The organism is Rhizobium acidisoli (assembly GCF_002531755.2).
GTDB classification, from domain to species: Bacteria; Pseudomonadota; Alphaproteobacteria; order Rhizobiales; family Rhizobiaceae; genus Rhizobium; species Rhizobium acidisoli.
Genome location: NZ_CP034998.1, coordinates 2,518,257 through 2,542,549, shown reverse-complemented (window position 1 = coordinate 2,542,549; position 24,293 = coordinate 2,518,257). Strand labels below are relative to the sequence as shown.

25 protein-coding genes, 1 tRNA gene and 1 pseudogene are annotated in these 24,293 nt (G+C 61.9%); 14 read left to right on the top strand and 13 right to left on the bottom strand.

The features are described from left to right. Positions 1-114 precede the first annotated feature (114 nt). The 4 genes from CO657_RS12600 to CO657_RS12580 form a co-directional block, all read right to left on the bottom strand. Entirely contained in the window at positions 115-702 is a 588-nt protein-coding gene (locus CO657_RS12600) for a class I SAM-dependent methyltransferase (protein WP_054183304.1), read from the bottom strand. Then, positions 692-1,027: a type II toxin-antitoxin system RelE/ParE family toxin gene (locus tag CO657_RS12595; protein WP_012558287.1), complete on the bottom strand. Its 336-nt coding sequence runs from the start codon at positions 1,025-1,027 to the stop codon at positions 692-694. The genes CO657_RS12600 and CO657_RS12595 overlap by 11 nt, the downstream gene beginning before the upstream one ends. Next, positions 1,011-1,262 (bottom strand): ribbon-helix-helix domain-containing protein, encoded by a 252-nt coding sequence (locus tag CO657_RS12590; RefSeq protein WP_054183305.1) that lies wholly within the window; start codon positions 1,260-1,262, stop codon positions 1,011-1,013. Before CO657_RS12590 ends, CO657_RS12595 begins: the two co-directional genes overlap by 17 nt. Positions 1,263-1,611: 349 nt before the next feature. Beyond that, positions 1,612-2,712, bottom strand: coding sequence for a branched-chain amino acid aminotransferase (locus tag CO657_RS12580; RefSeq protein WP_054183306.1), 1,101 nt, complete (start codon positions 2,710-2,712; stop codon positions 1,612-1,614). A 316-nt stretch (positions 2,713-3,028) separates the two neighbouring features. On the opposite strand from CO657_RS12580, the gene CO657_RS12575 reads away from it, so the two are divergent. Next, positions 3,029-4,249: an aminotransferase-like domain-containing protein gene (locus tag CO657_RS12575; protein WP_054183307.1), complete on the top strand. Its 1,221-nt coding sequence runs from the start codon at positions 3,029-3,031 to the stop codon at positions 4,247-4,249. A gap of 174 nt (positions 4,250-4,423) precedes the next feature. On the opposite strand, the gene CO657_RS12570 is transcribed toward CO657_RS12575, so the two are convergent. From CO657_RS12570 to CO657_RS12560, 3 genes are all read right to left on the bottom strand, one after another. Continuing rightward, the gene (locus tag CO657_RS12570) at positions 4,424-5,467 is read right to left on the bottom strand and encodes a DUF2278 family protein (protein ID WP_054183308.1); all 1,044 of its coding nucleotides are present in this window, start codon (positions 5,465-5,467) and stop codon (positions 4,424-4,426) included. A 100-nt stretch (positions 5,468-5,567) separates the two neighbouring features. Then, the gene (locus tag CO657_RS12565; RefSeq protein ID WP_054183309.1) at positions 5,568-6,626 is read right to left on the bottom strand and encodes an aldo/keto reductase; all 1,059 of its coding nucleotides are present in this window, start codon (positions 6,624-6,626) and stop codon (positions 5,568-5,570) included. A gap of 230 nt (positions 6,627-6,856) precedes the next feature. Next, a complete protein-coding gene (locus CO657_RS12560) occupies positions 6,857-7,327 on the bottom strand; it encodes a MarR family winged helix-turn-helix transcriptional regulator (RefSeq protein WP_003593535.1) in 471 nt (156 codons plus the stop codon). Between the two features lie 221 nt (positions 7,328-7,548). On the opposite strand from CO657_RS12560, the gene CO657_RS12555 reads away from it, so the two are divergent. The 10 genes from CO657_RS12555 to CO657_RS12510 all read left to right on the top strand — a co-directional run bounded on the left by CO657_RS12555 (position 7,549) and on the right by CO657_RS12510 (position 16,476). Beyond that, positions 7,549-8,316, top strand: coding sequence for an alpha/beta fold hydrolase (locus CO657_RS12555; protein WP_054183310.1), 768 nt, complete (start codon positions 7,549-7,551; stop codon positions 8,314-8,316). Between the two features lie 187 nt (positions 8,317-8,503). Beyond that, positions 8,504-9,481, top strand: coding sequence for an ABC transporter substrate-binding protein (locus CO657_RS12550; protein WP_054183311.1), 978 nt, complete (start codon positions 8,504-8,506; stop codon positions 9,479-9,481). Positions 9,482-9,488: 7 nt separating this feature from the next. After that, the gene (locus tag CO657_RS12545) at positions 9,489-11,183 is read left to right on the top strand and encodes an ABC transporter permease (protein ID WP_054183312.1); all 1,695 of its coding nucleotides are present in this window, start codon (positions 9,489-9,491) and stop codon (positions 11,181-11,183) included. Then, positions 11,171-12,190 (top strand): ABC transporter ATP-binding protein, encoded by a 1,020-nt coding sequence (locus CO657_RS12540; protein WP_054183313.1) that lies wholly within the window; start codon positions 11,171-11,173, stop codon positions 12,188-12,190. The genes CO657_RS12545 and CO657_RS12540 overlap by 13 nt, the downstream gene beginning before the upstream one ends. A gap of 121 nt (positions 12,191-12,311) precedes the next feature. Continuing rightward, positions 12,312-13,421: an endonuclease/exonuclease/phosphatase family protein gene (locus CO657_RS12535; RefSeq protein ID WP_054183314.1), complete on the top strand. Its 1,110-nt coding sequence runs from the start codon at positions 12,312-12,314 to the stop codon at positions 13,419-13,421. Between the two features lie 8 nt (positions 13,422-13,429). Beyond that, positions 13,430-14,200 carry an NUDIX hydrolase gene (locus CO657_RS12530; RefSeq protein ID WP_054183315.1) on the top strand — a complete coding sequence of 257 codons (771 nt, stop codon included), beginning with the start codon at positions 13,430-13,432 and terminating at the stop codon, positions 14,198-14,200. A 255-nt stretch (positions 14,201-14,455) separates the two neighbouring features. Continuing rightward, the gene (locus tag CO657_RS12525; protein ID WP_003593544.1) at positions 14,456-15,367 is read left to right on the top strand and encodes a PhzF family phenazine biosynthesis protein; all 912 of its coding nucleotides are present in this window, start codon (positions 14,456-14,458) and stop codon (positions 15,365-15,367) included. A gap of 222 nt (positions 15,368-15,589) precedes the next feature. Continuing rightward, a tRNA-Lys gene (locus CO657_RS12520) sits at positions 15,590-15,665 on the top strand. A gap of 154 nt (positions 15,666-15,819) precedes the next feature. After that, a complete protein-coding gene (locus CO657_RS12515) occupies positions 15,820-16,116 on the top strand; it encodes a hypothetical protein (RefSeq protein WP_054183316.1) in 297 nt (98 codons plus the stop codon). 57 nt (positions 16,117-16,173) lie between these two features. Further along, positions 16,174-16,476, top strand: coding sequence for a hypothetical protein (locus tag CO657_RS12510; protein ID WP_054183317.1), 303 nt, complete (start codon positions 16,174-16,176; stop codon positions 16,474-16,476). A 221-nt stretch (positions 16,477-16,697) separates the two neighbouring features. On the opposite strand, the gene CO657_RS12505 is transcribed toward CO657_RS12510, so the two are convergent. Beyond that, positions 16,698-17,012, bottom strand: a complete 315-nt coding sequence (locus tag CO657_RS12505) for a hypothetical protein (protein ID WP_012558192.1) — start codon at positions 17,010-17,012, stop codon at positions 16,698-16,700. 258 nt (positions 17,013-17,270) lie between these two features. On the opposite strand from CO657_RS12505, the gene CO657_RS12500 reads away from it, so the two are divergent. Beyond that, positions 17,271-18,086 carry a chromate resistance protein ChrB domain-containing protein gene (locus tag CO657_RS12500; protein WP_054183318.1) on the top strand — a complete coding sequence of 272 codons (816 nt, stop codon included), beginning with the start codon at positions 17,271-17,273 and terminating at the stop codon, positions 18,084-18,086. A 1-nt stretch (position 18,087) separates the two neighbouring features. Next, complete coding sequence (chrA, locus tag CO657_RS12495) at positions 18,088-19,509, top strand: chromate efflux transporter (protein WP_054183319.1); 1,422 nt, start codon at positions 18,088-18,090, stop codon at positions 19,507-19,509. A gap of 55 nt (positions 19,510-19,564) precedes the next feature. On the opposite strand, the gene CO657_RS12490 is transcribed toward chrA, so the two are convergent. Further along, positions 19,565-20,893 (bottom strand): hemolysin family protein, encoded by a 1,329-nt coding sequence (locus CO657_RS12490; protein ID WP_054183320.1) that lies wholly within the window; start codon positions 20,891-20,893, stop codon positions 19,565-19,567. Between the two features lie 166 nt (positions 20,894-21,059). Next, positions 21,060-21,443, bottom strand: a complete 384-nt coding sequence (locus CO657_RS12485; RefSeq protein WP_054183321.1) for a VOC family protein — start codon at positions 21,441-21,443, stop codon at positions 21,060-21,062. A gap of 314 nt (positions 21,444-21,757) precedes the next feature. On the opposite strand from CO657_RS12485, the gene CO657_RS12480 reads away from it, so the two are divergent. Then, positions 21,758-22,084 carry an RcnB family protein gene (locus CO657_RS12480; protein ID WP_054183322.1) on the top strand — a complete coding sequence of 109 codons (327 nt, stop codon included), beginning with the start codon at positions 21,758-21,760 and terminating at the stop codon, positions 22,082-22,084. Positions 22,085-22,372: 288 nt separating this feature from the next. Here CO657_RS12480 and CO657_RS37275 read toward each other — a convergent pair whose 3' ends face one another. From CO657_RS37275 to CO657_RS12465, 3 genes and pseudogenes are all read right to left on the bottom strand, one after another. Continuing rightward, positions 22,373-22,552, bottom strand: a complete 180-nt coding sequence (locus CO657_RS37275) for a hypothetical protein (protein WP_082366282.1) — start codon at positions 22,550-22,552, stop codon at positions 22,373-22,375. Next, positions 22,549-23,082 (bottom strand): annotated as a pseudogene (locus CO657_RS12470) (GTP-binding protein); the annotation flags it as partial. The pseudogene CO657_RS12470 and the gene CO657_RS37275, both read right to left, overlap by 4 nt. A gap of 120 nt (positions 23,083-23,202) precedes the next feature. After that, positions 23,203-24,258 carry a zinc ABC transporter substrate-binding protein gene (locus tag CO657_RS12465; protein ID WP_054183323.1) on the bottom strand — a complete coding sequence of 352 codons (1,056 nt, stop codon included), beginning with the start codon at positions 24,256-24,258 and terminating at the stop codon, positions 23,203-23,205. Positions 24,259-24,293: the final 35 nt, after the last annotated feature.

The window sequence follows — 24,293 nt, the reverse complement described above, 5'->3', positions numbered from 1 at the left end:
TAGGCTTTCCGGTTGACGGTTATGAAGCAGTTTTGATCAAAAATTGATGTTGTCAACGCGCCTCAGGCAATTTCCAGACTGCCGGAAACGAGGGCCGGGCGAAAGCTCCGGTCTCTACCGCTCCGCGCTGATCGTCAGCCAGCGGGTCGGCTTGCCGTCATAGCCGCCGCCGTCGCTTTCCTCGATGGCGAGGTTGCGCCAGCCGTCCTTCGTCAGAAGCTCCGACAGCCATTCGCGTGAGGGGTAGTTGTAGTAGCGCCCGAAGCCGTCATGGCCTTCCACTTTTCCCGCCTTGAAACTTGCGTGAAGAAGGCCGCCGGTTTTGAGCGCGCGGCGGATGCGGGCGAAGACATCGGGCAGTTCAGCCCTTGAGACATGGAGAAGGCTCGCATGCGCCCAGACGCCGTCGAAGGCGCTGTCGGCGTCGAGCTCCTGGAACAGCATGACCTTCACCGGCCTGCCGATCAGAACTTCTGCCTGCCTCGCAAGCTCGGCCGAGCCATCCGTCGGCGTCACGTCGAAACCCTGCGACAGCATATAGGCGCTGTCCTGGCCGCCACCGCAGCCGAGTTCGAGGATTGCGCCACCCGGTGCGAGACGCGTGAGGAAGGCATCGAGCTGCTGCTTCGGCAGGCTGCGCGCCCGGTTGGCGTATGTCTCGGCGTTTTCCTCGTAAAAGGCGGAGGTACTGTTACGAGGCATGTGGGTCTGCCGTTGGGGAGCGTCGTCTGGATTGAAGGTGTCTTTCGGGAAGCCGGTCGGCGCCGATGATGTCGACGACGAGGATGCCGTCCGGAACTTCGCGGTAGAAGGCGACGTGGCGCATGTGGAGGAGGCGGCGAAGGCCGGAGCCGAGTTCGTCGCACGCATCTCCCATGGAAGGCACGCGCGAAAGAAGCACGAAAATCCTGTCCCAATCGAGAAGATAGGCATCCGCCTGCGCCTCGCCGAAATGCAGGCTGGCATATTCGTCGATGCCTGACAGCACGGCGTCTGCGGTTCGGGTCAGCCTATAGGTTGATGTCACGCAGCTTCGCCTTCGTTTCCAGCAGGATGTCGGCAATGCGCCGGTCGCTGATGCCGCTCTCCTCAGCCTGTCTCAGGATATCACGCAGTTCCTCGTCATCAAGCTTGCGGTGGTTCTGATCCTTCAGGACGAGTTCCGCCAGATATGCACCGGCACTGCTGTACCTGCCGCTTGCAACACGGCGTGCGACGTAGTCCGCCAGGTTGTCCGGAAGCATGATCGTCATTTTCGCCATCGAATTCGGTGCCGTCCGTAGATGCCGGTTTCAGCGTCCCTGATGCCAGCTTCCCATTCCCCACTTTGTGATAGAAGCGTTGTGCTCCGCCGTCGAGCACTTGGGTCACATCAAGGTCAGTCTTTTTTATCGATGTGGACGACCCGTTCCAAAACTTTGACATGGGCGTCGCCGGTCAGGATATCCGCCTCATGGCGCTCGGCCGTCGCGTAAAGATCGCATCAGCGGTCGCAAGTTTGAGGGCTGCCGATATCTCGGCGGCACGGTGGGCCAGCGTTGTGCCGAGGGGGCCACCATGCGGCGCCCCCTGTCGGTGTTGACGCCGCCGTTCGCCTGGAACGTCCGACGTTCAGGTCGGGATGAGGCGCGTCCAGCCGTGCTCATCGTTCGTTACGCCCTTCTGCAGACTGACGAGCTGTTGACGCAATTCACTGGTCAACTTGCCGGTCTGTCCGTCTCCGACCAGAAACTCACCGCCGGCATGTCGAACCAGGCCGATGCCCGCCAGAACTGCGGCAGTGCCGCAAGCGAACGCTTCGACGAGCCTGCCACTGGCAGCGTCGTCTTGCCATTCCGCGAACGAGTAGGGGCGCTGCTCGACGCGCAAGCCCCTTTCTTCGGCGAGCACGATCACGGAAGCCCGGGTGATGCCCGGCAGGATCGTGCCGCCAAGGGGCGGGGTCACCACTGATCCATCGTTCATCACGAAGAAGACGTTCATGCCGCCGAGTTCTTCGACCCAACGATGCTCTGCGGCGTCCAGGAAGACCACCTGATCGCAACCCTTTTTGGTCGCCTCGGCTTGCGCCACGAGGCTGGCTGCGTAGTTTCCGCCGCATTTTGCTGCACCCGTGCCGCCGGCGGCTGCACGGGTGTATTCGGTCTCGACCCAAAGGGAAACCGCCTTTGCGCCGCCCTTGAAGTAGGCGCCGACCGGAGAGGCGATGATGCAGAAGACATATTCCTGAGCCGGACGAACGCCGAGAAACGCCTCGTTGGCGAACATGAAGGGGCGAAGGTACAGGCTGGCGTCGCCTGTGGGAATCCAGGCCTTGTCGACACGGACCAGTTCTTCGACCGCCTTCAGGAAGAGGTCTTCGGGCACGGGAGGCATCGCCATGCGGGTCGCCGACTGCGCGAAGCGGCGTGCGTTCTCTTCAGGCCGAAAGAGCAGAATCCGGCCATCGTCCGCCTTGTAGGCTTTCATGCCCTCGAAGATTTCCTGAGCATAATGCAGCACGGCGCTCGCAGGATCGAGCTCCAGGGGTCGCCTGGGCGTAACCTTTGCATCGTGCCAGCCCTTCTCGGCCGTCCATCGTGCCAAGACCATATGATCCGTGAAGAGCTTGCCGAAGCCGGGCGTCTCGAGTGCCTGAATGCGATCGGCGTCCGGGACGGGAGACTTGTGGAGTTCGATTTTGATTTCAGGAGAGGCAGACGTCACGGTCATTTCTGGCACCTTGATAGTAAATTGAATAGTGGCGGCGACACTACCGCCGCCGAGCTGGTCTTGGAAGGGTCTGAATCAGCCGGTTTCGACTTTGATCAGAGGAATAATCGCTTGATGTGGCTGACGTCGAGCAGCAAATTCGCAACCGGGCGCCCTCAATGTCGGATGGCGGTTATATCAAGTGGAATCCCGACCATCCAAAGGCTTTTGAATATAAGATTCCAACATGTCACCATGACAAGAAAATAGGTCAGTATTGTTGACATAAATTTCCCGGCATGGTCTCCTGCCGGAATAGAAAATACGAGGAAACCCCATGCTGAACTGGGACACCATGTTTGCGTCGCGCTCGTCGCGCATGCGCGCATCCGAGATCCGCGAGCTTCTGAAGCTTCTCGACCGGCCCGATATCATTTCCTTTGCCGGCGGCATTCCGGATCCGGCGCTGTTTCCCGATCAGGAATTCAAGCAGGCCTATGCCGACATCTTCGATGGCCCTGCCGTCAATTCGGCGCTGCAATATTCGGTCAGCGAAGGTTATAAGCCGCTGCGCGAATGGCTGGTTGGGCAGATGGCCGATCTCGGCATCCCTTGCGAACTCGACAATGTCTTCATCGTCTCCGGCTCGCAGCAGGGCCTCGATTATCTCGGCAAGCTGTTTCTCTCGCCGAACGATACCGCGCTGGTGACTTGGCCGACCTATCTCGGCGCGCTGCAGGCCTTCAACGCCTATGAGCCAGCCTACGACCAGCTGACGCCGAACGGCAACCGGACGCCGGACTCCTACCGTGCGGCCGCAGCCGCAGCTGGCGGCAAGGTGAAATTCGCCTATCTCTCCGCCGACTTCTCCAATCCGACCGGCGAAACGGTCGATCTCGATGGCCGCCGGAAGGTGCTGGCGCTCGCCGAAGAGCTCGACATCGCCGTCATCGAAGACGCTGCCTATCAGTCGCTGCGTTACGACGGCGACCCGATCCCGCCGATCCTGGCGCTGGAAATCGCCGAAAAGGGCCACATCAACGTTACACGCACGATCTACTGCGGCAGCTTCTCGAAGACGCTGGCGCCCGGCCTTCGTGTCGGCTTCATCGTCGCCAATGCCCCCGTCATCCGCAAGCTGGTGCTGATAAAGCAGGCCGCCGACCTGCATTCCTCGACGATCAACCAGATGGCGATATCAGATGTCGCCGAGCGGGGCTTTGAGGCGCAGGTCGCCAAGATCAAGGCCGCCTACATGAAGCGCCGCGACTGCATGCTGGCAGCGCTCGAAAATTATATGCCCGAAGGCACGAGCTGGACGAAGCCGGAAGGCGGCATGTTCATCTGGATCACGCTGCCGGAAGGCATGGACGGGGCCAAGCTATTGGCGAAATCGCTCGAAACCGCAAAGGTCGCCTTCGTGCCCGGCAAGGCCTTCTTCGCCGACGGTTCCGGCGCCAATACTTTCCGCGTCAGCTTCTCCTGCGCCAACGAGCAGATGATCGAGGACGGCATCGGCCGCCTGGGTGCGCTGATCTCGGCCGAGATCGGCGGGTGATTGTTGTAGGCAGGGGGAGGCGTTGCCACGAGTCCCTTCTCCCCAGCGGGGAGAAGATGCCGGCAGGCAGATGAGGGGGCTACACGGCACGCGCTCTCCTCGCAGAGGGAAGGGTAGGCGGTTTATCTTTCCCTCCATCGCGAACGCTTCTCAGGCAGCCAGCCAGAACACCAATCAAAATATAGTCGTCCAGCCTTCGTTCGCCGTTTCGCTCTTGCCGTAGCCGACACGGTCGGCCACGGCGCCGTCGGCATTGCGCAGGATGATGTCGCCGCCTTTGTTGGCAAGCTGGGGACCGCCGCTCCTGGCATCGAGCGCTATGGTGCGCAGTTCGCCGGCCTCAAGCGTTCCCGACAGCGTCTGGGTCCTGCCGTTTTCGTCCTCCAGCTTCCAGCCGTCGAGCGATGCCGACATGTCGGAGCGGTTGATGATCGTCACAGTTTCGGCTTCCGTGCCGCCTGCGCCGTTGACCGGGTTGATCAGCGCGGCGATGATGCGCAGCGACGAGGCGACGATCGGCTGCGGTCGGCGGGTGCCTTCGCCGCGGCCCTGGCCGCCGCGGCCGTCGGAGACGGGATGGCCGGTCGCCGCATCGGTGTTCCAGTTCTGCGACTGGAAGCAGAGGAAGATCGCCGCCCATTCGTCGGTATCGTTGAAATGGACGAGCAGCGCGCCATCCTGGTTCGGCCCGTTGGTGGCCTTGAAGCTGCCGCCGTCACCCTGGTTCATGTGGATGTCGTGGATGCCGTTGCCCGGCTCGAAATGGAAATATTGGTCCGGCTTGTTGTTCTCCGGCCCCCAGGCCTCGCCGAAAGCGTAGAAATGCACGTCGGAATCGGCAATGCGTTCCTGGACGATCGGCTCGATGAAATCACGCAGGTCGTTCTTCGGACCGGATAGCTGGAAGGGCGCGACGTTCATGTCTTCGCGTTCGATCAGCCCACCGCGGACATAATCGATCGCCAGCTCCGGACGGTCCTTGCGGATGTCGGTCAGGCCCATCGGCAGCTCTTCGAGCGCTTCCGTCAGCGCCGGGTGCTTGAAATCGACGATGTTGGCGTAGAGCAGGTCGTGCGGCGATTCCTTCGAGCGGACGTTGAGCGCGATGCGGTAGCTGATACCGTTCGCCTCGATGCGGATCTCGATGTGCGGATCGTTGTCGTCGTCAAGGGCGAGTGCGCTCGCCGTACCCTTCAGGACCTTGTAATTCTTCAGCATGGCGAACCTCGCAGGAGTAGCGGGCTCTTACGCTAACACGGCGAAAGTGCATCTTTTATGACGCCTGTCTTTCGCCGTGCAATGCCTGGTTCGTCATCGCCTATTGCTGAAGATGCGGGCCGAACAGTTCGAGATCGGCTTCACCAAGCCTGTCGCTCACCGTGTTCAGCTGGTGCCAATAAGGATAGATCACCGGCGGCAGGCTGACGGCGTCGAGGCGCTTGCGCTCCTCATCCATCAGCTTCAGCTCGGCGGCAGCGATATTGTCGCGGAACTGGGCTTCTGTGCGGCCGCCGATGATGACCGAGGTTACCGCCTTGCGGCCGATCAGCCAGGCGAGCGCCACTTGTGCGGCCGAGACGCCGCGCTCCTGCCCGATCCCGACCAGCGTCTCAACGATGTTCCACAGGCGGTTCTCGTCACGGATCGGCGGTTCGGTCCAGCCGGCGAACTGCCGCGTGCCTTCGGGAGCGGCCTGGTTGCGGCGGTGTTTGCCGGAGAGCAGGCCGCCGGCAAGCGGGCTCCAGACCAGCACGCCGAGGCCCTGGTCGATCGAAATCGGCAGCAGCTCGTATTCGGCGTCGCGCGCTTCCAGCGTATAGTGGATCTGCTGGCTGACGAAGCGCTGGTAGCGGTGCTCGTTGGCGATGCCAAGCGCCTTCATGATGTGCCAGCCGGAATAGTTCGAGCAGCCGACGTAACGCACCTTGCCCTGCTTGATCAGCGTGTCAAGGGCTTCCATCGTCTCTTCGAGCGGCGTCTGACCGTCCCATTCATGCACCTGGTACAGGTCGATGACATCGGTCTTCAGGCGTTTGAGGCTCGCTTCGCATTCCCGGATCAAATGGTAGCGCGACAGTCCCTGGTCGTTCGGGCCGTCACCCATGCCGAAACGGGCCTTGGTGGCAAGCAGCACGCCTTGCGGCCGCTTGCCGGAGAGCACGTCGCCGATGATGTTTTCGCATTCGCCGTTGGAATAGGCATTGGCGGTGTCGATAAGGTTGATGCCGGCATCGATGCAGATATCGATCATCTTCCTTGCCTCGGCGACGCCGAGATCGCCCACGGTCTTTGCCCAGCCGACGCCGCCGAAGGTCATCGTGCCCATGGTCAAAGTCGAAATTTTGAGGCCTGAACGGCCGAGCAGACGATATTCCATTGAAATTCCTCCTTCATCGAAAACACGATTGACGTACCTCAGCGCGGCGGAACGGCAATGGCTGGGTATTCACGCCTGCGTGAGGCTAGACAAGATTTCGAGCGCCTGCATCTTCCGGGCCGGCCGCGGTCGACGCGCGTGTCCGGCGGCAGGGCGCCGGCAGACTGATCGTACAATATGCCATCGGCTTGTCGACGGAAATCGGTCGGGCGCAGCGATGACGCGCCGCGTCAGGTCTCTTCCTCTTTCTTCTTGTGAATGTTGTCGCGGATGGAAGCGATCGTTTCCCGAATCGTGTTGACGGTCGCGGCGTCGAGACCGACGGCTTTTCCGATGCAGTCGAACACTGGGGCGGTACGGCTCTTCAAGGCGTGCCCCTCCTTCGTCAGGCGCAGGAGGACCTGGCGCTCATCGGCGGGATTTCGGTTGCGGGTGACGAGGCCTGATTTCTCCAGCCGCTTCAACAGCGGGGTGAGGGTGCTCGAGTCGAGAAACAGGGTCTCGCCCAGATCCTTCACCGTGCGGTCGTTATGCGCCCATAATGCGGTCATCACCAGGAACTGCGGATAGGTGAGATCCAATTCGTCGAGTAGCGGGCGGTAAAGCTGGTTAAAGGCATGGCCTGCCGAATAGATTGAAAAGCAGAGCATTTCATCTACCTTCGGCACGTCGGTGAGATCATCTGGTGTGGCGTTTTTCATCACCTTCTCCTTAGGCCTCAATATAATTTGTGCGCGATCTATTTGCAAGCTATTGACGTCGCGGGCTCTCTGGCCTATCTAGATCGTACACAAACAAATCGCTTACAAATTATATGTCATCGAGAATATGGGCGGCCTGCCGCGTCGGGAGATGCGGAGACGAGTGATCGCCCTCCCGGTACGAATCTTAGTCAAACCCAACCGACGAAAGGAAATGACCAATGTTCAAGTTTGCTGCTGTCGTCGCCCTGGCGGGCGCGCTTCTTTCCGGTACTGCCGTTGCCGAGACGGCCAAGCCAACCGTCGTCCTCGTCCACGGCGCCTTTGCCGATTCTTCCAGCTGGAACGGCGTCGTCGAAATCCTGCGAAAGGACGGCTTCCCGGTCGTGGCTGCTGCCAACCCGCTGCGCAGCGTTTCCAATGACGCCGCCTATGTTTCCGATGTGGTCGCCAGCATCGCCGGCCCGGTCGTCCTCGTCGGCCATTCCTATGGCGGGCAGGTGATCTCGACTGCCGCAAACGGCCACGACAACGTCAAGTCGTTGGTCTATGTCGCGGCCTTCGCACCTGATGCAGGGGAATCGGTTGCCGATCTCGCCGGCAAGTTTCCCGGCGGCACGCTGGGTGCTGCGCTTGCGGCGCCGGTGAAACTGAGCGGAGGCGGCGTCGATCTTTATATCGACCAGGCGAAGTTCCATGACCAGTTCGCCAGCGACGTGCCGGCTGAACAGGCTGCCCTGATGGCGGCGGCGCAACGGCCGGTCACCGACGGGGCTCTCAACGAAAAGTCGGGCGAGCCCGCCTGGAAGAAGCTGCCGTCGTGGTTCGTCTACGGCACCGGCGACAAGAACATTCCGGCCGCAGCCCTTGCCTTCATGGCCGAACGGGCAGGGTCCAAGCGAACCGTCGTGGTCGAGGGCGCTTCCCACGTCGTGATGGTTTCGCAGCCGCAGAAGGTGGCAGACCTCATCGAAGAGGCGGCAAAGTAACGTTCTATCAGGGCCACGGCGCTGAAGTGCCGTGGCTCCGTTTTTGGCAAGCTTGAGCCTGCATGCGAGGCCGCGATCGACCGGGTTTGCAGCGATGGCTTGTCGGCGGCCAGCGGCGGCGGCACCTGTCACATCCCTGTTAACGATCCCCAATAAGGGAGGGGAGACCGCAATGAGGATCCCTCACATGAAAACGATCGTTTCCGCCGCTGCACTTCTTGCCGCGAGCTTCCTTGCCGTTCCGGCCCTTGCCGCAAACCTCGTTCTCTACACCAGCCAGCCGAACGAAGACGCGCAGGCGACGGTCGATGGCTTCATGGCCGCCAATCCCGATATCAAGGTCGACTGGGTGCGCGACGGCACGCCGAAGATCATGGCCAAGCTCCAGGCCGAGATCCAGGCCGGCAACCCGGTTGCCGATCTTCTCCTCATCGCCGATATGGTGACGCTGGAGCGTCTCAAGGAAGACGGCAAGCTGCTCGCCTATAAGTCGCCGGAAGCCGCGCAGTACGATGCCGCGCTCTATGATGCCGACGGCTATTACTATTCGACCAAGCTGATCACCACCGGCATCATGTACAACACCTCGGCGGCGATGAAGCCTGCGAGCTGGAAGGATCTGACGAAGCCGGAAGCCAAGGGCCTCGTCACCATGCCGAGCCCGCTCGCTTCGGGTGCTGCCCTCATCCATGCCCAGACGCTTGCCGCCGTTCCCGGCCTCGGCTGGGACTTCTACAAATCGCTCGCAGAAAACGGTGCGATCGCCGCCGGCGGCAACGGCGCCGTGCTGAAGTCGATCGCCTCGGGAGAAAAGGCTTACGGCATGGTCGTCGACTATCTGCCGATCCGCGAGAAGGCCAAGGGCGCTCCGGTCGAGTTCGTCTTCCCGAGCGAAGGCGTTTCGGCCGTCACCGAGCCGGTCGGGATCCTCGCCAGCACCAAAAATGCCGATGCCGCCAAGAAGTTCGTCGACTACGTGCTTTCCGAAAAAGGCCAGGAAGGTTTTCTCAAGCTCGGCTACATCCCGGCCCGCAACGGCATGAAGCTGCCGGAAGGTTTTCCGGCGCGCGACACCATCAAGGTCCTGCCGATCAAGGCCGCAGATGCGCTCAAGAATACCGATCAGGATCTGAAGACCTTCTCGGGTATCTACGGTTCGAACTGATCCTTCCATGCACGGCTATGTCAGAACCGGAAACAGCCAGCCAGCCTGGCTGTTTCCCTTTGTCGTCATCACCGTCCTGATCCTCAGCGTGCTGCCGCTCGCCCGCCTTGCCATGGTCGGGATCGCGGCCTTCGCCAATGGCGGCGTTCTGACTGTGCTCGGCGACGCGTCGCTCTGGTCGGCGACCTATTACACCATCGTCACGGCAATTCTCGGCACGATCATCTCGCTCGTCATCGGCTGCCTCTTCGCCTTCCTGCTGACGCTGACCGATATTCGTGGCAAAGGGCTGCTCAGTTTCTTCTTCGTGCTGCCGATGATGATCCCGCCGCAGGTGACGGCGCTGGCCTGGGTGCAGATGTCGGGGCCATCAAGCCCGCTGTTGAAGGCGCTCTCCATCGCCCCGCCGCTTGGCTCGCCGCAGCCGCTCTATTCGGTCGGCGGCATCGCGCTGCTTTATGGTGTGCAGCATGCGCCGCTGGTCTATCTGGCGCTCCGGGCCGGGCTGATGACGCTGCCGCGCGACGGGGTCGAGGCGGCGCGGCTTTCCGGCGCCTCCAGCCTGCGGGTGTTCCGCGACATCATCCTGCCGCTGTCGCTGCCCGGCATCATTGCCGGGGCGGCGATCTCCTTCGTCTCCTGCACCGGCAATTTCGGCATTCCCGCCATTCTCGGCATTCCGGCCTCGATCTTCACGCTGCCGACGCTCATCTTCACCAAGTTTTCCGCTTTCACCAGCCGCACCTTCGGCGATGTCGCCGTGCTCTCGGCTGTTATCGCGATGATCTCGGTCGCCGGGCTGATGATCCAGGATCGGGCGCTGCGCGGCCGCGATTATCGTGTCATCGGCCTGTCGGGGGCGAGTGCCGCCTTCGAGCTCGGCGCCTGGCGATTCGCCTTCACGCCGCTTCTCTGGGCGATCCTGTTTTTCATGCTGGCCGCGCCCTTCTTCGCGCTCGTCGCCGGCGCGCTGGTGCCGGCCTATGGCGTGCCGCTCACCTTCAAAACCATGTCGCTGCATGCCTTTCAGGAGATCCTGTTCCGGCAGGCGGTAACGCGCACCGCCTTTATCAATTCGCTGTCGCTCGCCGCCGCTACCGCCCTTTGTCTCCTGACGGTGACAGTGCTTGCGGCCTATGCGCTGACGCGGCGAAGAGATGCGGCTTCCCGCATCGTGTCCAGCCTGATCGAGATACCCTATTCGCTGCCCGGCATCGTCATGGCGGTCTCCTTCATCCTGGTCCTCGCGGCGCCCATCCCGTTCCTGCACATCTCGCTCTACGGCACGATCTGGATCATCCTGATCGCTTACCTCTCCTCCTTCTTTGCGGTCAGCCTGAAACCCGTGGTCAGCGCTTTCCATCAGCTTGACCCGGCGCTGGAGGAAGCGGCGCGGCTTTCCGGCGCCGGCTTCTTCCGCCGGCTTTTCGATATCATCGTGCCGCTGATCGCGCCGGCCGCCGGCGCCTCGGTCATCCTCGTCTTCCTGATCGCCTGCAACGAGCTGACGATCTCAGCGCTTCTCTGGTCGGCCGGCACCCAGACGCTCGGTGTGGCCATCTACAATCTCGACGACAGTGGCAGTTCCGACCTTGCTTCGGCGCTCTCGGTGCTCGTCGTCCTCATGGTCGTCGTCATGATGCTGCTGCTCGAGCTTCTGGCAAAACGCCTGCCGAAAGGGGTGGTCCGATGGCGAAACTGATCCTCAACCGGCTGGCCAAGGATTTCGGCACCGGGCGGGCGGCCGTCAGCGATTTCTCGCTCGATGTGCGCGAGGGCGGCTTCCTGGCGCTGCTCGGGCCTTCCGGCTGCGGCAAGACGACGATTCTCAGGATGATCGCCGGTTTCGAGACGCCCTCCGACGGCTCGATCCATCTCGGCGAGCGGCTCATTGCCGATGCCGCCCAGGCGCTACCGCCTGAGAAGCGCAACATGGCGATGGTGTTCCAATCCTATGCGCTCTGGCCGCATATGAGTGTTGCCGATAATGTCGGATACCCCATGAAGGTGCGCGGCATTTCCGGCGAGGCTTACCGGACGAAGGTCGGCGAGGCGCTCTCCACCGTGCGGCTTGCCGATTACGCCGGGCGGCGTCCCGCAGACCTTTCAGGCGGCCAGCGCCAGCGCGTGGCGCTCGCCCGCTGCCTGGTCACCTCGCCCGACGTCGTGCTGCTCGACGAGCCGCTCGCCAATCTCGACCGGCACCTGAAACAGGAGATGGAAGAAACTTTCCGCGAGTTCCACCAGCGCTCGGGCGCGACGATGATCTACGTCACCCACGACCAGAGCGAGGCGATGGCGCTTGCGACCGACGTCGCCGTCATGTCGGAGGGGCGGCTGCTGCAGGTGGCGCAGCCGGCCGAGATCTATGCCCGGCCGGAAGGGCGCGTCGTCGGCGGGCTGATCGGGCGAGGGGCAATCCTGACGCTGCCGGTCATGGGCGGCGAACGCCATCTGGAATGGGACGAGCTGCAGGATGCGCTACAGGCGGCCAACACCGATGGCGCCGATATCCTCGTGCGGCCGGAAGATGTGATCATCGGCGGTGAGGGGGCTCCGGCAACCGTCGAAGCCGTGCTTTTCGAGGGCGAACGTTATGCCGTCAAGCTCACCCTCGGCAACGGCCAGACGTTGCGCGGCTTCAGTCGTGTGGCTGTCGTGCCCGGTGAAGCGGTGCGCGTCGTCATTCGCGCGGGCTGGCGGCTTTGATCGAGGCAGGCAATTGTATCCGGGGCTTCAAAAGGGGCGGTTGTCCGCATATTTCTTGGCCCCGCCATCTTTTCCCCGTGCGATTGCCGGATAAGGTACTGCCCGCAACCGGACCCTTGCCATGTCGCTTCGCCTCGCCACCTTCAATGTCGAAAATCTCCTGACCCGTTTCGATTTCACCGGTTTTCGCAACCAGCTGCGCCAGGATCGCGTCATCAAGCTTTTCCAAGTGTCGAGCGAGGGCGTCTATCAGCAACTGGAGCAGGCGCGGGTGATCGCCGCCACAGACGATACGAGACAGATGACGGCGTTGGCGATCGCCGATGCGGATGCCGATATTCTCTGCCTGCAGGAAATCGACAATATGGCCGCTCTCCAGGCCTTCGAATATGGCTATCTCTTCCGCATGGTCGGAAACGGCTATCGCCAGAAATACCTGGTCGAGGGCAATGACAGCCGCGGCATCGATGTCGCCGTGCTGATGCGCGAGGAAACGCGCGACGGCCAGAAGATCGAGCTCAGGGAAGTCCGCAGTCATGCGATGACCACCTATCGCGATCTCGATCTCTTCGACGAGGAGTTGGCGCTCACCAACCGCATCGATGACAAGATCTTCAAACGCGACTGCCTGGAGCTCGATCTTCTGATCGGCGGCCGGCCGTTCTCGCTCTATGTCGTGCATTTCAAATCGATGGGCAATCCGCGCGACGAGCTGGACGGGCGGCAATCGACGATGCCGATCCGCCGCGCCGAGGCGCGCGCTGTGCGCCGCATCATCGAGGATAGTTTCGGCGCCGGCCATACTGGCAAGAAGAGTTTTGCCATCTGCGGCGACATGAACGATTACCAGGAGCGCGTCGATGTCATCGGCCGCCGCGGGGCCGGCTATCGTTTCGAGCATCACGACGAGGCCGAAAGCGCCCTCGACGTTTTCAGCCATGACGGCTTTGCCGAAAACGTCGTGCGCCGCCGCCCGGCCCTCGATCGCTGGACGCTCTATCACGCCCGCGGGCCGCAGGAGCAGTGGCTCTGCCAACTCGACTATCTCTGGCTTTCGCCAGCACTTGCCGCCCATAATGCCGGCCGCCTGCCTGAGATCATCCGCAGCGGCCAGCCCTATCGCACCATCTTCCCGCCGGGGCAGGAGGTGGAGCGTTATCCGCGCACAGGCTGGGACCGGCCGAAGGCGTCAGATCACTGCCCCGTCGTCATGACCCTGGATCTCCCCTGAAAGCGAACATGAAAACCAATTTGAACATGAAATTTGCAAGCAGCGATTTTTCCGATGATTTCGCCGGCTGGCCGCCGGAAGCCACCGTCTTCCCGATCGCCGGCGTCGATCTGCGCGTCCTGCCCGGCAGCCATCCCTTTGTCGTCGCCGAGGAAGCGGCGATCCGCGAGAACTGGGCCAAGGAAACCGCCGCCAACCCGGCGCTCTTCGACGGGCGGCTGGTGTTCCAGCAGCGGCTGTCGTTCGGAGAGGACGGGATTGCGGGCGAGGGCTACGTCACGCCCTTTTCCGCCTTCATGTGGTGGCGCCGGCAGCCGCAGCGCCAGGGCGGCCTGCATATCTTTGCTTATCCGGTGCTGGAAAGCTCAGACGGCGCGCTGGTGGCGATCCGCATGGGCGCCCACACCGCCAATCCCGGGCAGGTCTATTTCGCCGCCGGGTCGCTGGAACAGGAGGATATCGTCGACGGGCGCTGCGACATCGAGGCCAATATGCGCCGCGAGGTCCATGAGGAGACAGGCCTCGACCTTTCCGATTCCGTGGCAGGGCAGGGGCTCTACGCCAGCTATTCCAAACGCACGGTCACGCTCATGCGGCTCTTCCGCTTCGACATGACGGCGGAGGAGATGGTGAAGCGGATCGAGGCCCACATGCTGGTCGCCGAGGACAAGGAGATCGCCGGTGCAGTTGCGATCCGCTCGGCCGATCCCAAGGCATATCCTTATAACATCTCCATGCTGCCGGTCATTAGCTGGTATTTCGGCAAGGCGGACGCATAAGAGGCCAAAGGCCAGCGCCTCGAAGGACACGCTCCGGCTTGGCTCCTTGCATCCATCTGACTTAGAGCAATTCCAGGAAAAGTGCGAAGCGGTTTTCCCAGGCAAAGCGCAAAGCGCTTTTGCCGGGAATTGCGTTAAAACAAAAGCTTAGAGCGGTTCTTCGCTTGCGTGAAAAGCTGAACCGCTCTAGCGCCTTGCACTCGGCCGTTTGGTCGGGCAGGTTGGCGGCGCGATGACCGATTCAAGGAGGCCGATGTGGCGCGAAGCTACAGCGTCTATGACGTGTTCACCGATCGAAAGCTGGCGGGCAACCCGCTGGCGGTGATCTTCGACGGAGACGATCTCAGCGACGAGGCGATGCAGGCGATCACCCGGGAGATCAATCTCTCCGAGACGGTGTTCGTGCAGCCTTCGAGCAATCCCGCCTATGCGGCGAAGCTCAGGATCTTCACCCCGGGGCGTGAGCTGCCGTTTGCCGGCCATCCGACGGTCGGCACGGCGGTGGCGCTGGCCGAACGGGCGCATGGCGCGGCGACGCTCGATCTCGTGACGGTGCTTGAGGAAAACGTCGGGCCGGTGCGCTGCGCGGTGCGGCTGAGGGAGGGCGAGGCGAGCTTTGCCGAATTCGACCTGCCCCGGAAATCGCAGCCGGCCGTCATGCCGCTCGACAAGCTCGGCATGGCCGATGCGCTGTCGCTGAAGGTGACCGAGATCGGCTTTGAAAATCACGTGCCCTCGGTCTGGAGCGCCGGCGTTCCCTTCCTGCTCATTCCGGTGCACGATGTCGGCGCCGCGCAGCGGGTGGAATTCGATCCGCAGCTCTGGGAAAAGATCGTGCCTTTCGTCGAGGGTGCGCTTGCCTCGGCCTATGTCTATTGCCGCGGTGGGGTCAACCATGTGGCGAAGTTCCATGCGCGCATGTTCGCAAGCGGCATGGGGATCGTCGAAGACCCGGCCACCGGTTCGGCGGCGGCGGCACTCTCCGGTGCGATCCACCATTTCGACCGGCTGACGGACGGGCATCACCCGATCATGATCGAACAAGGCGTCGAGATGGGCCGGCCATCCTTCATCCATCTGCATATCGATGTCGACGGCGGGACGATCTCCAACGCGCGGATCGGCGGCCAGGCGGTGCGGCTGGCGAGCGGCACGCTCGACCTTTGATTTTATGGCGTGCCACGCGTCCGACCGCATGCGTGGCATTCTATCGCTTTGAATCTGCGTCTAATCCTGTCCGAAAATCGATCCCAGTTTCCGGGATCATGCGCCGCATTTCAGTCATGCCGAAAAATCTTCGCGATTAACCAAAGAATTTTCGCCGATGCGCTGGACAAGCCTGCCGATCCTGTTTATACGCCCCGTCACACCGCGCAGCCAAGCGCGAACGGGTGATTAGCTCAGTTGGTAGAGCAGCTGACTCTTAATCAGCGGGTCGTAGGTTCGAGCCCTACATCACCCACCAAATCTCTTGATAAGATTGAATTATTTGAATTCAGGCCGGATCTTCCGGCCTGCCGGAATTTGTCCGGGGCCGGGCGGCATGGTTGGTGTCGTCGGCATGTCTGGCAGCGTGGATCCTCGCGCCCTATTTGCTCTTAGATAAGCGGGAGGGTTCCATGAGAAGCGTCGTTCTAGTCGTTGCCTTGTCTCTGCCGTTGCCGGCCTTTGCCGCGGGGGCGAAGGAGATCAAGGCGAGCGTGTATAGCTGCAGTGAGATTGCGCAGATCATCCGCCAGAATAAGAAGGTCTTCGTCCGTGTCGGCTTCGGCGGCCGAAGCTTCCGCTATCCGCCGGCGCAATGCAGCATGGGCGAAAAGCGTACCAGCACGAGTTTCCGTGATGCTGGCGGAAAGCAGTGCATTCTCGACTATGCCTGCGTCTTCGACCCGGCATCCCCCTATAATTTTCCGTAGAGCGGGATGGTCTTGGGCCGGTTCGGTCAAAAAGTTATCCCACATTCAGGAGTTTTCATGAAAAGCATTGTTCTGGCGATTGTGCTGCTGTTTCCGTCCGCAGCCCTTGCCATCGAGGCAGTGGAGGTCAATGCCAGGGATCATACTTGCGAGGAGCTTGCGCAGATCATCCGCAAAGACAAAGCAGTTTTCGTGCGCATGGGCTTCGGCGGCCGCAGCTTTCGCTATCCTCCGGCCAGGTGCAATCTCGGCGACAAGTACGACACTGCAAGGGTCAGGGATGCCAACGGCAAGATTTGCCTTCTCGACTACCAGTGCGTGTACGACCCCCAGTCCTTCTATAACAGAATCCCCAAATAAAATCCCGCTGCGAGAATTGTGGGGAGGTCAAGAAAAAAGGCCGGGCGAAACTCGCACCGACCCTTCCTAGATCTGTCTCGATAACGGCTGCCAGTACATCCGTGGTCAGCCGTCAGAGACAAATTCAATATTTCTAAAATAAGCTTTCTCTGCCGGTATTCAAGAGCGCGCGACAGAAAAGGAAGCCGGCATTGGGCCGGCTTCCTTTAGCCGAGCAGCAGTTACTGCTGGGCAGGGGCAGCCGGCGGAGTGGCCGGTGCTGGTGCCGGTGCGGGCGTTGCGCTGTTGTCGGTCGGAGCGATCGGCTTAGGCGCCGCTGGTGCCGGCTCGGATTGGGTCGTGGAGGCTGTCGTATCCGGGGATGTGCCGGGGGTGCTCCACTGCGAATAGGCGAATGCAGCGACAGCGATCACGGCCAATGCAGCGACCCAGACAACCCACGTATTATTGCTGCGCGCGCTCGGCGTGGTGCGCAGATCCAGATTTGGGTTCAGCGGGCGGTTCGGGTCGTTGGCATTATTGGGGTCGTACGTCATGGTACTTTCTCCTCTTTCGGTGAAACAATAATGCCGAAGTGAGGATTTTGTTCCGTACCGGGACCGCGAAGCAGTTGATATCAAGGGATTCCGGGCGGCAGCTGACCCTGATCGGCTGTGTTCCGCTGTTCTATGCAAGCGCCCGCTTGACACGGCGGGGTCTGTTTGCGCATGGTTTTTCCATGGGGTTGCGATCATCCCACGAGGCGTCATGCTGAAGAATCGCGTCCAGTAACACCGATCAACGGAGGACGCGTCATGCCGTCATTTCTCGAAATTTCTCCCGACAAACTCAGCCGCCTTATTGGAACCCCCGCCGCGCCTTGCATCGTCGACGTTCGCACCGAGGAGGACTTCGCGCTCGATCCGCGCCTGGTTCCGGGCTCGATCCGGCGCGATCATGCCGAGGTTGCGTCCTGGGCGGCCAGCATGAATGCCGGCACTGTGGTGGTGGTCTGTCAAAGGGGCAGCAAGCTCAGCCATGGTGTGGCCGCCTATCTGCGCCATGCCGGGATCGACGCCGAGAGCCTCGAAGGCGGCTTCGAAGCCTGGATTGCCGGCGGAGCGGCAGTGCCAGCGGAAAAGCTTCCGCGCCGCGACGCCGAGGGGCGCACCGTCTGGGTGACACGGGCGCGGCCGAAGATCGACCGCATCGCCTGTCCCTGGCTGATCCGACGCTTCGTCGATCCGAACGCCGTCTTCCTGTTCGTGCCGGCGCCCGAGGTTATAGCCGTCGGCGAACGCTTCGGGGCGGTCCCCTTCGATATCGAAGACGTGTTCTGGAGCCATCGCGGCGAACTCTGCACCTTCGATGTGATGGTCGAGGAGTTCGGCCTGGCGTCCGAACCGCTTCTTCGTCTGGCGCAGATTATCAGGGCGGCGGATACCGCAAGGCTCGATCTCGCGCCCGAGGCGCCTGGGCTGCTTGCAGCATCGCTCGGTCTCTCCAGGATGTTTTCCGACGATCTGGAGCAGCTCGAAGCCGGAATGCTTCTCTACGATGCCTTCTTCCGCTGGTGCCGGGACGCGACTGAGGAAACCCACAACTGGCCTGCGCCGAAGAAGAGGGCATGAGATGGCCGAGATGACGGATAACGGCCGCGCGGGCAAAACGATGGAGAGGCATGCGGACGAGGAGCATCACCACGGCGTCTCCTTCGGTGACGCTTTCAAGGTATGGCTGCGCGTCGCCGCCTTGAGTTTCGGCGGCCCAGCCGGCCAGATCGCCGTTATGCACCGGATCATCGTCGACGAGAAACGATGGATCGGCGAGCAGCGGTTCCTGCATGCGCTGAATTACTGCATGCTGCTTCCCGGCCCCGAGGCGCAGCAGCTCGCCGTCTATATCGGCTGGCTGATGCACCGTACGCTGGGTGGTCTGGTCGCCGGCTTATTGTTCGTGCTGCCGGGATTCCTGTCGATCCTCTGTCTCAGCTATATCTACGCGGCTTATGGCAGCGTCGGCATCGTCGCCGGCCTGTTTTTCGGGCTGAAGGCAGCGGTGCTTGCCGTCGTCGTGCAGGCCGTCATCCGCATCGGCAGCCGCGCTCTCAGAAATAACGTCATGCTGGCGATTGCGGCGGTGGCCTTCGTCGCCATCTTCTTCCTGCACGTGCCGTTCCCGCTGATCGTGCTTGCCGCCGCCATCGCGGGCTTTCTCGGCGGCCGCTTCGGGCTCGCCGCCTTCAAACCGGGCGGCGGCCACAAGGCCGGAAGCGGCCCAGTGCTGTCGGATGCGGAGTCGGCGCTCGGCGAGGGCATACCGGCGCATGCCCGCCCCAATCTCGGCTGGTCGCTGCGTATGTCGGCAGCACTGCTGGCTCTCTGGCTCGTGCCCATCGCCGCCCTCTATGCGGCTTTCGGGGCACACGATGTTTTCACCGAGATCGGTCTGTTCTTCAGCAAGATGGCGGTCGTCACCTTTGGCGGCGCCTATGCCGCGCTCGCCTATGTCGCCCAGGAGGCCGTGCAGCGTTTCGGCTGGCTGAAACCCGGCGAGATGCTCGATGGTCTGGGGATGGCCGAGACGACGCCGGGGCCGCTGATCATGGTGCTTCAGTTCGTCGGCTTCATGGGCGCCTATCGCAATCCCGGTTCGCTCGATCCTATGCTGGCCGCCACGCTTGCAGCAATCCTGACGACTTGGGTGACGTTCGTACCCTGTTTCCTCTGGATCTTTCTCGGTGCGCCCTTCATCGAAAAACTGCGCGGCAATGTGGCGCTCGCCGGCGCGATGTCCACCATCACGGCTGCGGTGGTCGGGGTCATCCTCAACCTCGCCCTCTGGTTTGGCCTGCACACGCTGTTTGCCGAAGTCGCGACCGTCAGCCTTGGCGGCTTGCGGCTCGATATCCCCGTGCTGCAATCGGCCGTGCCGGCGGCAATGGCGCTGTCTGCCGCCGCCGCCATCGCGATCTTCCGGTTCAAGACGTCTGTGATCACGACGTTGCTGGCCTGTGCGATATCGGGAATGCTCTGGACGCTGGCGGTGGGTTAGAGCTCTTTTTTATGCATGTCGCCCGGAACTGCTGCACACCTCCGGGCGACATGCATCAGCCTTCCCCGTCCGCGGGGATGCGCGTTGCCAGCATCTTGTCGATGCGCATGCCGTCCATATCGAGAACTTCGAAGCGCCAGCTATCGAAAACGAAGGTTTCGCCGGCTTCCGGGATGTGCTGGAGCTGGTGCAGCGCGAAGCCTGCAAGCGTATGGAAATCGGCATCCGGACGATCGCGCAGGCCGAGCCGCTCGAAGGCGTCGAAGGCGGGCATCATCGCATCGATCAAGAGCGATCCGTCTTCCCGCACGATAATGTCGGGCTCCTCGTTGGATCCCGGCAGGTCGCCGGCGATCGCTTCCAGCAGGTCGGTCTGGGTGACGATACCCTCAAGGCTGCCATATTCATCGATGACGATGGCGAGCCGGACAGGCGAGGCCTTGAAACTGTCGAGCACGCGCACGACCGAAGTGCCCTCGTGCAGCACCAACGGCTGCTTGATCACCTCCATCGGCCGGACCTTGCCGCCGTCGAGAACCTGATCGAGCAGGTCCTTCTTCAACACCATGCCGATCGGTTCGTCGATCGAGCCGCGGGCGACCAGCAATTGTTCGTGGCTGCATTCACGGATGGTCTTCAGGATCTCGGCCTCGCTGTCGTCGGCATCGAACCATTCGATATCGAGACGCGGGGTCATGATGTCGGAGATCGGTCTGTCGCCGATGTTGAACACCCGCTCGACGAGCTGCTGCTGCACCTGATTGAGAAGACCGGCTTCCTGACTTTCGGCGACCAGCAGCTTGAGTTCCTGCGGCGAATGGAACGACGATTCCCCGGTTCCGGCGCGAAGGCCGACGCCCCGCAGCACAAGGTTGCCCATGCCGTTCAGAACGAAGATCGCCGGCTTGAACAGCACCAGGAACAACCTCAGCGGACGCACGACGGCAAGCGAAGTGGCCTCGCTGCGCTGAAGCGCCAGGCTTTTCGGCGCCAGCTCGCCCAGCACGATGTGCAGTGCCGTAATGATGACGAAGGCAATGACGATGGCGACGGTATGCGCGCCTGTTGCCGCCCATTGCCCGGGCAGCCAGGACAGCAGAGGCTCGATCAGATGGGCAAGCGCCGGCTCGCCGACCCAGCCCAGCGCCAGCGACGAGATGGTGATACCGAGCTGGGTGGCGGCAAGGTTGGCGTCGAGATTGTCGACGGCGCGCTGTAGGGCAGAGGCATTCATGCGGCCTGTAGCGGCAAGTTCGGTGACACGGCTGCGCCTGACGGACACCAGCGCGAATTCCGCAGCGACGAAGAAGCCGTTGGCGGCCACCAGAAGAAGCACGGCGAGTATCCCGACATAGTCGAAGACGCCGCCCGCGGATTCGGACATGTTTTCCCTACCTCTGAATTGATCCCAATCCGAAACTACACGCTCGGACAGAGGTAGCAAGGCGCGGCAGCCATTCTTGCTGCGAGCGATGTCGATGCGGACGATCGTCTTCAGGATCTTGCGGGCGATTTGCCCGATATGCGGAGCATGATCGCTGCCGCGGCAATCATCTCTTCGGCGCTTCGAACAGCTCGATCGGGTTTCCGGCCGGGTCTTCGAGCAGGATCTGCTTGGCGCCTATGCCCTGTACGATCTCGCCACGAAAACGCGCGCCCGCCTGGCGCAGCGTGGCGACTTCCGCTTCCAGGTCCGCGACTTCGATCTGGATGCGGTTCCATCCGCCGGGCGCAGGCTTCCGTCCGTCCGGCATTGCCTGGGCTCCGCCGCCCGGTCCCGTCATGCCGCTGACGAGCAGACGAAAACCATCTTTCGTCAGGATGGCAAAAGTGGGCGCGGGGTGAAGAGCGACCGAGAAGCCAAGATGTTTCGTGTAGAATTCCAGGGCGGCGTCGACGTCGTCGACGATGTAGCGCATGCTGATGCCGGGCATGGTTTCCTCCATCATCTATCGAGCGATTCCGGACGACGGCCCGACGGCGCCAGCCGCAGGGTCGAACGCGCGAAGGGCGCTCCATGGATCGAACCTGCGCCCAATCCTTCGGAAAATCGAATCAGAACTTCGGGATGCCCGCCGATCGCGTTCCAGGCAAAACTCCAGTTCGTCAGGGTGTATAAGTCTAATCTAAAATATAAAGTCAGCGCCTTATGTCTCGGATTCCATTACGAAAGTTTAATTTAAACTTCAGTTTCGGTTCATCTGTTCGGGCCTAGTTTTCTCCCGTGCCCAACATGAGGAACCCCCACATGAAAAAGATTTTTGCAGCTCTCCTTTCCGCCTCCTTCCTTCTCTCCCCGATGGTCGTCTCCCAGGCCAGCGCCGATGACCATCGCCGTCCGCCTGTCGTCGTGCAGAAGAGGGTGATCGTTGAGAAGAAGGTTGTCCGGCCGCACTGGAAGAAGGGATACCGCGTCAATGCCAGCGAGCGCCGCCGGTTTCACGATGTCAACGACTACCGCCGCTACCGGCTTGCGCCTCCGCCGCGCGGCTATCGCTGGGTTCGGGCAGACAACGACTACCTGCTGATCGGCATCACCAGCGGTGTGATCTCCAGCATTATTGCCGGTCGTTGATTGGTGACAAGGGGAGGGTGGCTTTCGCCGCCCTTTCTCGATTCTTAGGGCATCGAGACCCTGTGTCGCATGAAGACTCCGTCGGCACCGAGACCTCGTCTCGATAGGCATTTTCGCTCTCCCACTCACCTCATTCCTGTGCTCGTCACAGGAATCCAGCCACCGCGCGTCTGCGCGGTGAATGACTCTATGCGAGTTCGCAGAAGAGTCTTCGGCGCCCAAGGACTTGGGCGCGCTGGATCCCTGTGACGAGCACAGGGATGAGGGCGGATGGGGCGTGGTCTGCACCTAATTCCGCCGCCGTGCAGCTATCACCCGCTTGGCAATAATACCAAGCAACCCCTTCGGTCTTTCGGCATCAACCTTCACATCCCCGTCATGTGCCAACGGATGCAGCCCCTCGATCGGCGGCAGCCGATCACACTCCGTGCAAACGCAGCGATAGGGTTTGATCGCCGTTGCCGTCATGCCGCCTGGCGGCTCCAACTGGCGAAGGGGTCGGGCAGGTTTCGCCAGCGATCGGGCGTGAAGACCTCGGTCTCGATGAGGCAGGCGTCGAGTTCTCTCCTGATCCAGGCCTCGTCCATCGGGTCGGCACCGATGAAGACGATTTCCTGGCGGCGATCGCCCCAGACGGGGTCGAGATAGGGGCCGATGGCATTGATGAAGCCCGGTTCGTCGGGCCATTGTTCGCGCGGCACCGCTGCCCACCAAAGACCCATCTTGCCGGTGCGCACGAGGGCGCCCGCCTGGCTGATCTCGCCGACATGGTGCGGGCGCGTCGCCAGCCAGAAGAAGCCTTTGGCGCGCACGACGCCCGGCCATGTCAGGTCGAGAAAGGCCTGCAATTTTGCCGGATGAAAGGGCCGCTTCTCGCGGTAGACGAAGGAGCGGATGCCATATTCCTCGGTTTCCGGCACGTGGTCCTTGAAGCCGTGCAGCTCCTTGTACCAGAGCGGGTGGGTCTCGGCCCTGTCGAGGTCGAAGCGACCGGTGCCTGTTGTCCATGAAACCTCACATATTAATGTTATATCATTACATTGATAGAGCCGAAAAAAGGCGGAACGGGGTCATCCGCCTCTTTCCGCCTCAGCTCTCTCCGGAGCGCCGCATGGCTATCATGCGCTGGAGAGGCAATCCTTCATGCTCTCGGCGATGCCGCGCATGAGGGTGAAGTAGAGATCGGGGCCGGCCTTCAGCGTTGCTGCTTCGGGGTCGAGCACGCCGGATCTGGCCTTCGTGCCTTCGATGACGACATTGACGAGGCGCGGCTCGAATTGCGGTTCGGCAAAGACGCAGGTTGCGCCGAGTTCGCCGACCTTGCGGTGGATTTCCGACACGCGCTCGGCACCGGGAATGGTTTCCGGGCTGACGGTGATCGAGCCGGCGACGCGGATGCCGTAGCGATGCTCGAAGTACTGGTAGGCGTCGTGGAAGACGATGAAGGGCTTGTCCTTGACGGGAGCAACGGTGGCGGCGATTTCCTTATCCAGCGCCGTCAGCTTGTCGTCCAGCGCCTTGGCATTGGCCTGGTAGGTCAGCGCATTGGCGGGATCGGCGGCGACCAGCGTCGTGGTGATCACGGCGGCCATGGCTTTGGCATTCATCGGGTCGAGCCAGAGATGCGTGTCGAAGGCGCCATGGTCATGGTCACCGTCATGTCCGTGATCATGGTCATCATGGCCGGTGCCGGCGGCATGATCGTGATCCTCACCCTCGGCGGAAGCGCCATGGTGCTCATCGCCATCCTCATGTGGCTCGAAGGCGCCGCCTTCGCGGAAGGGCAGCTTGACGAGGCCGGGGGCATGATCGAGCTCGGCGATGCTGGCCTTCGAGCCCAGCGCCTGCAGCGGTTTTTCCAGAAAAGCCTCGAGGCCGGGGCCGGTCCAGAAGATCACCTTGGCTTCCTGCAGCGCGCGCGCATTCGAAGGCTTCAGGCTATAAGTATGCGGGGAGGCGGCGCCATCGACGATCAGCTCCGGTTCGCCCACACCCTGCATGATCGCCGCAACCAGCGAATGGATCGGCTTGATCGAGGTGACAACCACAGGCGCGTCGGCGGCCCGCATGGTGCCGGCAAACAGCAAGGCGGGGACCGCCAGCGCCGGGAGGGCGAGGGCGAGCGGAATTTTAAAGGCCAGGATCTTCAGGGCTGGGCCCAGGGTGCGTTTCATCGAATGCCCCGCTTGAATTGCAGATGTTATGTTAT